Source organism: Psychrobacter vallis (assembly GCF_904846715.1).
In the GTDB taxonomy this organism is placed as follows: domain Bacteria; phylum Pseudomonadota; class Gammaproteobacteria; order Pseudomonadales; family Moraxellaceae; genus Psychrobacter; species Psychrobacter vallis.
The window spans coordinates 41258-53925 of record NZ_CAJHBU010000001.1 but is presented as its reverse complement, the minus strand read 5'-3'; the positions used below and the strand labels follow the sequence as shown (position 1 = coordinate 53925).

Annotated in this window: 10 protein-coding genes and 1 other RNA gene; 5 read left to right on the top strand and 6 right to left on the bottom strand. The window is 42.7% G+C overall.

Annotated elements, in window-relative coordinates; genetic code table 11:
- Nucleotides 1-10: 10 nt before the first annotated feature.
- The 5 genes from JMY02_RS00240 to JMY02_RS00220 all read right to left on the bottom strand — a co-directional run bounded on the left by JMY02_RS00240 (nt 11) and on the right by JMY02_RS00220 (nt 4353).
- On the bottom strand, nt 11-643 hold the full coding sequence (locus JMY02_RS00240; protein WP_201594019.1) for a DNA-3-methyladenine glycosylase family protein: 633 nt from the start codon (nt 641-643) through the stop codon (nt 11-13).
- A gap of 120 nt (nt 644-763) precedes the next feature.
- Nucleotides 764-1495 carry a Smr/MutS family protein gene (locus tag JMY02_RS00235; RefSeq protein WP_201594017.1) on the bottom strand — a complete coding sequence of 244 codons (732 nt, stop codon included), beginning with the start codon at nt 1493-1495 and terminating at the stop codon, nt 764-766.
- Between the two features lie 69 nt (nt 1496-1564).
- The gene (gene trpC, locus JMY02_RS00230; protein ID WP_406947701.1) at nt 1565-2434 is read right to left on the bottom strand and encodes an indole-3-glycerol phosphate synthase TrpC; all 870 of its coding nucleotides are present in this window, start codon (nt 2432-2434) and stop codon (nt 1565-1567) included.
- 78 nt (nt 2435-2512) lie between these two features.
- Nucleotides 2513-3634, bottom strand: coding sequence for an anthranilate phosphoribosyltransferase (gene trpD, locus JMY02_RS00225; protein WP_201594013.1), 1122 nt, complete (start codon nt 3632-3634; stop codon nt 2513-2515).
- A gap of 95 nt (nt 3635-3729) precedes the next feature.
- The gene (locus tag JMY02_RS00220; RefSeq protein ID WP_201594011.1) at nt 3730-4353 is read right to left on the bottom strand and encodes an anthranilate synthase component II; all 624 of its coding nucleotides are present in this window, start codon (nt 4351-4353) and stop codon (nt 3730-3732) included.
- A 662-nt stretch (nt 4354-5015) separates the two neighbouring features.
- Here JMY02_RS00220 and glnA point away from each other — a divergent pair.
- Both glnA and JMY02_RS00210 read left to right on the top strand, forming a co-directional pair.
- Nucleotides 5016-6425: a type I glutamate--ammonia ligase gene (gene glnA, locus JMY02_RS00215; protein ID WP_201594009.1), complete on the top strand. Its 1410-nt coding sequence runs from the start codon at nt 5016-5018 to the stop codon at nt 6423-6425.
- A 208-nt stretch (nt 6426-6633) separates the two neighbouring features.
- Nucleotides 6634-7368: a DUF4124 domain-containing protein gene (locus JMY02_RS00210; RefSeq protein ID WP_201594007.1), complete on the top strand. Its 735-nt coding sequence runs from the start codon at nt 6634-6636 to the stop codon at nt 7366-7368.
- Nucleotides 7369-7645: 277 nt separating this feature from the next.
- Here JMY02_RS00210 and JMY02_RS00205 read toward each other — a convergent pair whose 3' ends face one another.
- Nucleotides 7646-8359, bottom strand: a complete 714-nt coding sequence (locus tag JMY02_RS00205; RefSeq protein ID WP_201594005.1) for an SIMPL domain-containing protein — start codon at nt 8357-8359, stop codon at nt 7646-7648.
- A 261-nt stretch (nt 8360-8620) separates the two neighbouring features.
- Between JMY02_RS00205 and ffs the strand changes: the two genes are divergently transcribed.
- The 3 genes from ffs (at nt 8621) to JMY02_RS00190 (ending at nt 12478) form a co-directional block, all read left to right on the top strand.
- An RNA gene (ffs, locus tag JMY02_RS00200) (signal recognition particle sRNA small type) lies at nt 8621-8717 on the top strand.
- A gap of 211 nt (nt 8718-8928) precedes the next feature.
- On the top strand, nt 8929-9525 hold the full coding sequence (locus JMY02_RS00195; RefSeq protein ID WP_201594003.1) for a LemA family protein: 597 nt from the start codon (nt 8929-8931) through the stop codon (nt 9523-9525).
- A gap of 40 nt (nt 9526-9565) precedes the next feature.
- The gene (locus JMY02_RS00190; RefSeq protein WP_201594001.1) at nt 9566-12478 is read left to right on the top strand and encodes a M48 family metalloprotease; all 2913 of its coding nucleotides are present in this window, start codon (nt 9566-9568) and stop codon (nt 12476-12478) included.
- Nucleotides 12479-12668: the final 190 nt, after the last annotated feature.

Below are 12668 nucleotides of genomic sequence, written 5' to 3'. Positions count from 1 at the left end.
AGCCCTAATTCTATAAAGGTACTGCGGTCTTATTGCGTAATAAGCCATAGTATGACCATAGCAACAGGCTGGCAGCGCTACGATGTGGTGACCAGTCTTGGGTGAGGTGCTTTAGTTGTTTGGGTGTTGGTCGCTCAGCCAAATCTAGCAAATTCATCGCTGCAACTTTAATCGCTAAATCATCGACAGCCAGTACATCTGCTCGTTTTAATGAAAACAATATATACATCTCAGCTGTCCAGCGGCCAATACCAATGACGGCGGTTAGTGTTTTTATTACCTCTTCGTCTGGCATGGATTCTAGGGCGACAAAGTCGATATCATGCTCCACCAATGAGCGAACATAACGCGTTTTTTGTTTAGACAACCCTTGTGCCCGCAAAGTCTCATCTGTCGCTTTGCGCATTGCCTGCGGAGTTGTTAACTTTGCATCCACCAAGCGCTGCCAAATACTGGCGGCGGCGGCCACAGACAGCTGTTGACCAACCATCGCTCTCATTAATTGCTCAAAGCCACCAATATTATGTCTGAGACTGGGCATGCCAACTTGACTGTAGACAGCAGCAAATCTTGGCTCAATAGCAATTAATGCTGTAATGTGCGCCTCTAACTCTTGAGAGTTTTCTATGGTGTGTATGCTCATGATAGAGTTGCCTTATTTATTATTTATTCGCGTCATTTATTCGTGTTAGTAATCAGATAAATACTTGCATAAAAAAGGACTGCTTATGTGCAGTCCTTTTTTAGTTTAAAACAGTAATAACTATTCGCCATCAGTTTTAGGCTTTTTAAGCAGTACCAGTACGGCACCATTGCCACCGTCTTTTGGCGGTGCAGAGCAGAACGCCAGTACTTCTGGTAATTGACGTAACCAACCATTGACACACGTTTTTAGAATGGCTTCGCTACCTTTACCGTGAACAATTTTTACCATGGTTTCATTGTTTTGTTTCGCTTGGCTCAGTAATTGCGTCATGGCATCGCGCGCTTCTTCGATAGTGCAGCCATGAATATCTACCGCATCATACCAACGTAGATTGCCTTTTTTGAGTTGATCGAAAATCTTGTTTTGTAAGGTTGGCTGTTTGTAGGACAAATATGCTTCGCTAGCGACAGGATTCAGTAGCGCTTGCATATCTGACAAGCCTGCGCCCAAATTGCTGGCCTCACTGCCTTGAGCCGACGCGCGTTTCGATAACGTCGCTGCATCAGGTTTGCGTGCTTTTGCAGCGCTGGCAGGAGAGCGGACGTTTTTGTCTTCAAGTTGATTGACACCGTGCATCGCTTGCATAAACAGCACTTTATCATCATCAACATGTTCACTGTCTAACTGTTTCACTGTTTTTTTGACTTGTTTTTGGGTCGGTAGTGAGACAGGCTCGGTGGGCTTTTGATTGTCGCCTTCCGGTGAGATGGTGTCACGTCCTTTGCTCAGTTGGCCTTTTAGCTCTTTGAGCTGGTCTTGCATTTCTTTTGAAAATAGAGAGTTTGACATAAAAGTTAACGTATCGTTGGTTGATGAATGAATGATTTTATACTTGAAGCCTGTGCTATGTCATATACTTTACTCGTCTGCTGCGACGCCCGCAAGTAAGGATTGTAACGCTTGTCCAGGGTGATCGGTCTTCATAAACTGCTCACCGATCAAAAAGTGCCGAATATCGTGATTTAACATCAGACGAATATCATCGCTGCTATGAATACCGCTTTCGGTGACGATAAGGGGCTGTGGTGCGGTATTGTCGGCATCAGTCATTAATGCTGCAATGAGCGTATTTTTTAGATCAAGTGTGGTTTGTAGATCGACATCAAAGGTATTTAAATCACGATTATTGATACCATAAATATTATGCTCTGAGCGGGGCAGTTGTAGAGCGCGCTCAAGCTCAGTTTTGGTATGTACTTCTATCAGCACATCCATTCCTAATTCGATACTGAGCGCATGCAATACTTGTACTTGCGTGTCATCCAAGCAAGCCATGATTAACAATATACAATCGGCACCCATCAGATAAGATTGATAAATTTGATACTCATCAATCATAAAATCTTTACGCAATATCGGCAGACTCGCGGCATTGGCGGCCTGAATAAGATAGCTGTCATCACCCTGAAAATACTCACGATCCGTCAATACGGATAGGCAACTGGCACCGGCTTTCTCGTATTGCAGTGCGAATAAGGCAGGCGCAAAATTGTGATTGATAACGCCCTTAGAAGGCGAGGCTTTTTTGATCTCAGCAATGATGCCGATACCGTTTTTGTAAGAATTGGCAGCTCGTAGGGCAGCAGCAAAACCGCGACGAGGGTTGTTGTCAGCCGCTACTTGCGCTTGCAAGTCTTTGAGAGACACTATGTCACGAGCCGCTTTTACTTCTTGTATTTTGGTTGCGACAATGCGTTGTAACACGGTAGGAATCGCTGTATTGGTCATGGTCATGAGGGTATCCGAATATGGTTAAATATCAATAGATAACAATGGCTAGATTTACGCATTAATAGTGGTTATTTATTAACCTTTGGCTGATAGCTGTTGCGTATATGTCGCTAAAGACTCAAGTTTGCTTAAAGCATCGCCATTTTGAATAATTTGTTGTGCGCGGCTCACGCCATTAGGATAATTGCTGGCAAGTCCTGCGGTATATATCGCAGCACCTGCATTTAATGCAATCATGTCACGCGCTTTGAGGACCGAGCGGTCAGTGGTCTCTGATCCTGATAAAGCCGCACGAATTAGCTCAAGACTTTGCGCTGGAGAATCGACATCGAGACCGATGAGTGTTTGAGATTCGATCCCCGCATCTTCTGGCATTATTTCATAAACGGAGATTTCGCCGTCTTTTAGCTCAGCGACCGTGGTAGACGTGGCAAGGCTGATTTCATCTAAGCCGTCTTTTGCGCCAACGACCATGACATGACGTGCGCCCAAGTTTTTCATCACTTTAGCGATAGGCTCGCAAAGCTGAGCGGTAAAAACGCCAATAACTAAGTTGGGTGTGCCAGCAGGGTTGGTTAATGGCCCTAAAATATTAAAAATTGTACGTGCTTTTAACTCACGGCGTACAGGATTGGCATAACGCATCGCGCTGTGATGATTGGGTGCGAACAAAAAGCCAACGCCTTGATTTTCGATACAGTCTTTCGCTTGTTCGGGTGTGAGCGCAAGACTAATACCCGCTTGCTCCAGTAAGTCTGAGCTACCAGATTTGGTAGAGACACCGCGGTTGCCATGTTTGGCAACTTGCGCACCAGCTGCTGCCGCAACGAAAGCCGAGGCAGTAGAGACGTTAAATAAATTGGCGCCATCACCGCCCGTACCAACGATATCCACCAGATGATCGCAATTATTAGGCGTGATATTAGCTGCTAAAGCGCGCATGGCACTGGCTGATGCAGTGATTTCATCGATAGATTCGCCTTTCATGCGTAATCCCGTCAAAATAGCGCCCATCATGGCATCGCTACACCGGCCTTGCATGATAATAAGCATGACTTGGTACATCTCATCAAAGGTGAGATCAATGTGTTGAAAAATTCTACCCAAGGCGGTTGTTAGTAACTGATGAATGTCTTCATCAGACAGTTGCGCTATGTTGTCTGGGGTTTCAGTTGTTTTTATAGTGACGGCATTCATTATCATCTCGCTTTATATTTTTATGTGTTGTATGGGTTTTAAATAGATTGGCTTTTAAGTTGCTCTTATGCTTAACGATGTATTTTCGTAAACCATTAACCTACTTGCGGTAACTTGTCTGAAGTTAGTACTGCCAAATGATGAGTCTGCAGAAAATTATTGAGCAGCTGATAACCGGCTTCACTTAAAATAGATTCAGGATGAAATTGCACCCCTTCAATGGCAAACGTATTGTGACGAATGCCCATGATTTCTCCGATACTGCCATCAATATCTTGAGTCCATGCGGTCAGCTCCAGACAGTCGGGCAGAGTGGTCTTATCAATGACAAGCGAATGATAGCGCGTGACTTGCGAAGGGTTGGGTAGTCCGGCAAAGGCACCAATATTCTTATGATAAACGGCTGATAAGCGCCCGTGCATGATTTCACTAGCTTTGACCACTTGTCCACCAAATGCTTGTCCAATCGCCTGATGACCCAAACAAATTCCTAATATTGGAATCACGCCCTTAAAGGTGTCAATAACTGCTAGCGAGATTCCAGCACGATCAGGATTGCAAGGGCCGGGGCCAATGACGATCACGTCGGGGGCCAATGTTTTGATTTGTTCGATGGTGGCTTGATCGTTACGCCAGACGGTGATGTCTTGCTGTAATTCACCGAAGTACTGTACGATATTGTACGTAAAGCTGTCGTAATTATCGATCATCAAAATCATTGGTGGTCTACTTATTGAGGCGATTGGATAACGCCGTTATCTTACCACTATTCTGCTATCTATCAAATGTAGAGGGTAGGCTATATAGATAAGGGTGAAACAAAAATACATTTTCTTTTATATTGAACTAACGGTATAAACGCTAGTAATGCACTAAAAAAATACAAATTCTGATATTGATGCACTTATTTAGTGCATATTTATTATAGAACATCACTGTTGATGAGCAATAAATGAACAGCTAAGCATTTTAAAATCATTCAACCATATAGGTGATTGTCTTATAAATAATTGAAAATATTAACGATTAATACGATAGCGGTTTTATAAAATGTCATTTCTAAAAGATTGGCATAGGCTTTGCAGCATTGCATCCAAGTGTGCTTACCGCTGTAACATGATTCAAAAATAATTGTTAATAAATGGCTGAAGAGTTCAACATCAAGCGTTATATATTGTTAGAATTAATAAGATGACTATTGGTTCAATTACCGCTATGCTTTAGTAGAGCATCTTGAACAATAGCATTGACAGTGCTAATAATAAGTATGATATTGAATGCGCTATTTGGCTTCATAAGCACATCTCACATTCTTATAACCAGAAAATTGCATCAATAACTTTAAATCGCAATAACCTGATCAACACAACGGAGACTATTTATGTCGAACAAACTACTAGACCTTATCAAATCCTCTAATGCTAAATGGGTCGACTTCCGCTTTACCGACACACGCGGTAAAGAGCAGCACATCAGTTTCCCAGCGCATAGCGTTGACGAAGAAGTCATGGAAGACGGTAAAATGTTTGATGGTTCTTCTATTGCAGGCTGGAAAGGTATCGAAGCGTCAGACATGATTTTACGTCCTGATCCAGAGACTGCTTTTCTCGACCCATTCTTTGATGCGGTAACAGTGGTAGTGACTTGCGATATTATCGAGCCATCAACTTTGCAAGGTTATGATCGTGACCCACGTTCTATCGCGCGCCGTGCCGAAGAGTATTTGAAGTCTACTGGTATTGGTGATACTGCCTACTTCGGTCCTGAGCCTGAGTTTTTTGTATTTGATGATGTAAAATGGTCAATTGACATGTCAGGCGTCAGTCATAAAATCACGGCGGAAGAAGCGGCTTGGTCAACAGGCGAAACTTACGAGTGGGGCAACATGGCACATCGTCCACGTGTCAAAGGCGGCTATTTCCCAGTACCACCAATCGATAGCTCGCATGATATGCGTGCTGTGATGTGTGAGCGTATTGAAGAGATCGTCGGTGCAGGCAGTGTGGAAGTACATCATCATGAAGTGGCTTCTTGCCAGTCTGAAATCGGTGTGGCGTTCAATACCATGGTACGTAAAGCCGATGAAGTTCAGCAACTAAAATATGTGGTTCATAACGTGGCGCATCAGTTTGGCAAAACCGCGACCTTTATGCCTAAGCCAATCGTTGGTGACAATGGTTCAGGTATGCATGTGCACATGTCTATCTCAAAAGATGGCGTAAACACGTTCTCTGGTGATGAGTATGCTGGCCTGTCTGAAACTGCATTGTACTTCATTGGTGGTATTATCAAGCATGCTCGTGCCTTGAATGCGATTACCAATCCATCGACCAACAGCTACAAGCGTTTGGTGCCACATTATGAAGCGCCAATCAAACTGGCTTATTCAGCGTCTAACCGTTCAGCGTCTATCCGTATTCCACATGTGAGCAGCCCTAAAGCTGTACGTGTTGAAGCACGTTTCCCTGATCCAACGGCGAACCCATATTTGGCTTTTGCTGCGCTATTGATGGCAGGTCTTGACGGTATTCAGAACAAAATGCATCCGGGCGAAGCCGCAGACAAAAACTTGTATGACTTACCACCAGAAGAAGAAGCACAAATCCCAACAGTTGCTGAAAGCTTAGATGTGGCGCTACAGGCTCTACGTGACGACCATGAGTTCTTGTTAAAAGGCGATGTGTTCACTAAAGACATGCTAGAAGCATTTATCGCATTGAAAGAAGAAGAAGTACAACGTCTGAACGTGACGGTACATCCAGTTGAATTTGACATGTACTATAGTTGCTAATTGCTAATTGCTATTTAGCATAAAAAGTACTGTGATGAATCAAGACCAGCCAAGTAAACTTGGCTGGTTTTTTTATGGTTAACAATCACTTATTTAAAGTGGTTGAAAACGTTTTTTGTACAATCATTACTGCTTTCAGAGCAAAATTGTCGCATAATGATTGATATAAAAACACATCAACGCTAGACAATGAATGGATTGACTGCACATGACTGTATTATCGAAATCAAGTTTTTCAAAAACCAATATAAAAGTAAGCTTATTGTTTGCTGCGATTGTTAGCACAGCTAGCTTTTATACGGTTACTGCAAACGCTGCGCCTATTTATAAAGTCGTTGATGAAAAAACAGGTCAAGTAACTTTTACGGATCGGCCACAAAGCTATGAGCAACAAGCTGATAAGCAAGTGAGTCAGTTGGCTATTACCACAGGCAATGAAGCAAATAGATCGAGTAGCAATAATACCCGTAGCAACGGTACAAGCAGCTCGTCATCAAATATGTCGCAAACTGCCGCTGTGGCTGTTACAAGCACTGAATCTCGGACAGCAGTGAATTATCAACTGGCTATCATTGAGCCTAGCGAAGAACGTGCTTATCGCCGTCCAGCACAAAATATCAATGTAAGCGTGCAGGTAAAACCGGCTTTGCAAGCAGGCGATAGTATTGGTATTTATCTTGATGAGAATGAAGTTGCGCAAAGTCTAAGCGCCTCGATTGCAACGGTTGATATCTTACCGGGTGAGCATACTGTAAAAGCAGTAATTAAAAATGAGAAAGGTCAAGTGTTGCAGCAAGTGGCACGTACTATTTATGTGATTCAAAATAATACAACGATACAAAATAACAAGAAAATTGCTAAGCAGCTTTTGGCTTATCAAAATCTGCCATGGCATCAAAAAGTTCTGTTGAAATTGCGGCAAAAACAAACTGCCACGCCCTAGTACAGTGAGTTTGGTATAAAAATAAGTCAGCGGGACTGGAGTAAATTTTTTGCCGCCTCTATCTGCGAAGGCACAGCAAGCAAGAAAAATTTATACCAGTTTCGCGTTCCAATATAATGGTTCTGTTTTATTTAGCATCGGCTGTATATCCAAATAAAAATGCAAGCACCAATATGGTGCTTGCCTTTTTTGATACGAATAGACTAATTTTTGTCTACACACATCAATTTTTAAATAATGTCGTTTTTTAGATATAAACAATATCATCTAAACAATGTTATTTGGTCAGCTCAATGGTGCCATTGGCCGTTACTGAAATGGTGCTGTCACCTGACTGAAAATTTTGACTTGGCACAGCATCAGCAGATTCCGCTTTCATACTCATGGCGCTATACATAGGACGTGGATAGTTACTGCCTGTGTTTAAGTTGACATTAACTACACGATAACTGCGAGCATCCCAAGCACGAGTGAGATTTTTAGCTTGCTGCTGAAAGGCGCGAGAAGCGTCGGTCATCAGTTTTTGTTCGATCGCGTCTTTTTTGGCTTCTGAGACACCAAAAGTTAGATTGTCCATGACTAAGGTTGATTGTAAATCTGCAATGAGCTGGCTGGTTGCAGCAAAATCTGTACTTTTCAGATCTATATTTGCCTGTCCCGTCCAGCCAATGATTTTGTCATTTTTGTCATAGCGGGGGTAGGTGCTCTGCTGTCCGGTGCTGACTGTGACGCTAGGGTAGCGTTTAGCAATTTTCATCGCATTGTTGATGGTAGTGTTAAGAGTTGTGGCTAGGGTTTTCGAATCCGTGGCCTGTGCTTTTTTATACAAGCTGGCTCGTACCTCATCGTTTTGAATGTCTTCTTTTACTTCTGTTTGAAAAGTAAGTTGGTCATACCCTGTTGTCTCTGCATGCGCACTGCCCATGACGGCTGTCAATAAAAGGGCTGTGCCTGTCGCTAGCGCTACTTTATTAAGTAATGTCGTTTTCATGTTGTTTCCTCAGTGAATATTTATAGTTTTAAATGAGTTGTCTCCAAATAAAACATCTCTTTATATGGAGACAAACCCTAGAAGCTGGTCATTTTATTTGTTGTGTGCCCAGCTTCACTCACTAAAATAGCAAAATTTAAAAGCGTTGCTGTGAGAATTTTGTCACTTAGGTTACTATTTGTTTTGTGTTCTAAAACAAATGCTTTTATAAAAGGGGTTGTAATACTGAGAAATTCTTGTATAATTTGCAACTGGTGGCTCCATTGGTAGCCTCGCAACATTGTTCTATGAACCCCGCCAGGACCGGAAGGTAGCAACGGTAATAGTTATAATGTGTGCCGAGGATGTGCTTTTGGAGTCGCTTTTTTTTGCCTAAAATTTGACAACTGTCTCAACAAATAATTAAAAACGCTTGCGTATTGTATTAAGCCCTTCATTGTAAAGGGCTTTTTTTTGTCTAATATTTTATCCAATTCTGATATTTTATCGATTAATATCGGTTAAAATACAATGTAATTATCTTTATGAAATCTAACCTCAACACGCCCTAAATGCTTTGGAATGGTATTATGAAAATTTTCGTTTGGCTGTTTATTATATTTGTCATACTAGCCGTTGTGTTTGGGGTATCGATATTTAATAAACTGGTACGCGCTCGCAATCAGGCAAAAAACGGCTTTGCACAGATAGATGTACAGCTTAAACGTCGTCATGATTTGATTCCTAATTTGGTTGAGACGGCCAAGCGTTATTTGACGCATGAACAAGAGACGTTGACACGGGTGATTGGCGCACGTAATCATGCCCAAAGCTTACAAGATTCAAGTTCACATCAGCCAGATTCGCTTGAGCATATGGCGCTATTTGCCAAGGCAGAAGGCATGTTGTCCAAAGCCTTAGGGCAGTTCTCAGCTGTCGTGGAAGCGTATCCTGAGCTAAAAGCAGACAGCATGATCAAAGATCTGATGGATGAGCTGACCAATGCAGAGAACCGCATTGGCTTTGCGCGTCAGCATTATAATGACAGTGTCATGTTTTACAATAATGGTCGCGAAGTATTTCCCAACAATCTCATTAGCAGCACTTTTGGGTTTCGTCCTTTAAGTCCCTTGGTTTTTGAAGATAGAAAGGTGATTGCTCAAGCTCCCATCGTCGATATGAGCTGATACTTATATGTATGTGGTTATTTTTGGGTCAGAAAATTAGATGGATTTTTTTGGTGAACAGCGAACCCGTACTCAACGCAGCTTGTTGCTTTATGGGTTGTTTTTTTTCATTGTCTTTGCCCATATGGCGGTGGCGCTCGCTGTCATGGCGCTGCTGCTGACACTATTTACTGGCGGCATTTATCATTGGGTATTGATACTGGTCATGGTATGGACGGTGGCTAGCTTTGTCGCTGGTAGCTTTTTAGAATATCGTCGTTTAAAGGCAGGCGGTCGTGCTATTGCCCAGCGAGTCGGGGCAGTGAGATTATTTATTGATCGCAGTCAAGAGGCTTGGGAGCAAAGCCGCGGGATTGCCCATCAGCATGAGCCTATACAAAAGGTTCATTATAGTTCACGTCATATAGCGGTACGTGATGAGCGTGATTTTCCGCCTGTTTATCGTCGTTATCATGAGATTGCCCAGCAGTTAGCCATTGCTTCGGGTTTGAGTATGCCAATCTTGTATGTACTGCCGGATGAGCAAGGGATTAATGCTTTTGTGGCGGGACGTCATAGCCAAGATATGGTGCTGGTGGTAACGCAGGGTGCACTTGATAAACTTTCTGATGAAGCGCTTTATGGGCTTATTGGTCATGAATATGGTCATATTTTGCATGGTGATGCGGCGTTCAATCTACAGCTGATGGTGGTGCTAGCAGGCTTGCAGTTGCTGTATGACTGGAGCGATCCTATCAATAACATCGGCGTTAGCCATCAAGACAATCAAAACCTTTATTTAGATAAATCAGTCAAACGACAGATGCCTTTGTCACAGCACACTGTTGACAGTCAAGCACGTCATATTGAAGCGCAAACAGCAAGCTTTACGACATATAGCGAGTGGGTAAACTACTGGCAGACGCAATCGCAAAAGTCAGAGTCACAAGCCAAAAGCCAGTCAATGTGGCTACAGAATAGCCCCGTCATTGATCGACAAGCGCCTCGTAGTATTTGGACATTGCTTTTACATGGGTTAAGTTTCTCAAGTATGGCAAGTGCTCAACTGATTAAACACAGCTTTAACCGTGAGCGTGAGTTGCTGGCCGATGCGACCAGTGTGCAGCTTACGCGCTCGCCTGCCATTATGAAGACGTTACAAGCGATTCATCAAGATTCTCTTGGCTCGCGTTTAACCAATATCGCTGATATCAATGGGCTCAGTCATTTCTTTTTTGCCAGCAGTGGAGCGGATTTGGGCGATGTGTCATGGTTCGCCACTCATCCCAGCTTGGCTGAGCGTATGAGTGCCATTAATGCTCACGCTTACCAGAGATTTGCAGTACAAGTCGCTAAAGAGAAGCGTTTGAATCAACAAAAAATCAAAGAGATATATGAGCAGCGCCGACTGGGTGATTGGGGAAAGGTAAAAGAAAATAGCCTAAGTAATATTACAAAAAGTGAAAAACCACTTCACAAATCATCATCCAATATTGATAAAAACAATCACTCAGAAACAGGGCTTGAGTTTGTCATAGAAGAAGACATCATTATAGAAGGGCGTTTGCAAATAAAGCCGAAAGAGCAAGGCACTCGTAAACGGCTACAGCCGTGGCAAGCCCAGCTTGATAAGGATTTGCCGTCCGCAACCTTAATAGATACCAAGGATATTCAGACAGTTTCATTACCACATTATGTGCTCAATCACAGTCATCATCCGCTAGGGGCACAAGCCTTGATTGAGGCAGTGATGCTATGTCATCAAGGACACACGCTATCAACGGCAGTGAGTTATGATTTGGCAGATATTTGGCATGGAATGCTCACTGACAGCATTGATAATCATACTGATGCTGATATTCAGCCGACCAATATCGTCGTCAGCCATGAGAAAATTTTACCGCATACCATAGACTCTCAATTATTAGAGATGGTAGCTAATATGGATCGTCGCTTGGACAGTGCTCTGTTTGCGTTGGCAGTAAAGCAACTAAGCCAACATGATCTCTCCGAAAGCACTATCAATGAATTACGCTCAAAACATGAAAAAGATCATAGCAACCAAAGTCATCAGCACTATAGCCAGCAAGAAAAATGTCGTCAGATGCTCATGCGCTATCAGCAAGGCATAATTGAGTTGTTTCAGAGGCAGTTAAATGCTGATTTAAGCAAATATTTTGCTGATGAGGTGATAAGGGAACGAAGTTGTACTGACAATCAAAAGCCAGTGTTCACTCATTCAGAGGATAAGGCATCTCACATACCTTCGATCTTATCATTATGGCAAGCAGTGCATTTACAGCAATTATTACCCATACTATCTACCGTATTAAATGACAAACATTCAATTATGCCAGCGCCATGGCAGCAAGCATTGCAAGCTGATAGGGATACTATCTACGCCCAGCTTGATCCTTCAAATCAGGTATTCATGAGTCTCGATAATGCTAAAAAGTCGATGCTCATACTATTGGCCTATCGTTTGGCAAAAGATAGAAAAGGTCAGATGGTATCTGCGCTTGACAGCTCGGTACTCAGCTACAATGATATTAGTATGACGCACTACATCGTCGACTTGAGACGCCATGCGCGTTTGATTGATATTGAATTGACAGCAGTTAGCGATGCCAATTTACAATGGCTGCTATTGACAGCGCAAAGCTTAAATAGCGTGCAGCTATTGGCGGTGATTAACGCTGTGCCTATCTTGCAACCGTTTAGAACAGAGAGCAAGCGTAAGGATAATTATCGAGAGAGGCAACAGAGCAGTTGTCAAATAGATTATAATGACTGCGTAAACAGTAGCCATGTTGATAATGTCACTATTAATAATTCTTATGCTTATAATAACTATCGGCAGTGGCTGAGCACATTGCATACGATGATGTTACACGATACGATAGTCAGTCAAGATGAATACGATTGCCTGCTTTTATTGTCAGAGCGTTGGCTAGGCATTCGGCAGCTTTTTTGATCGACTGGATTGCCGCATTATAATGTCGCATAGTCACTTTTTTATAGTGGATACTAAATAAAAAGTATAACCATTGTGAAGTGCTGCTAGAATAAATTTTCGTAGCATCGAGCTGCGCAGGCACAGCACGCAAGAAGATATTATTCTAGCAGCGCTATACTCATATTATAGTAGATTGACGATAGTATCG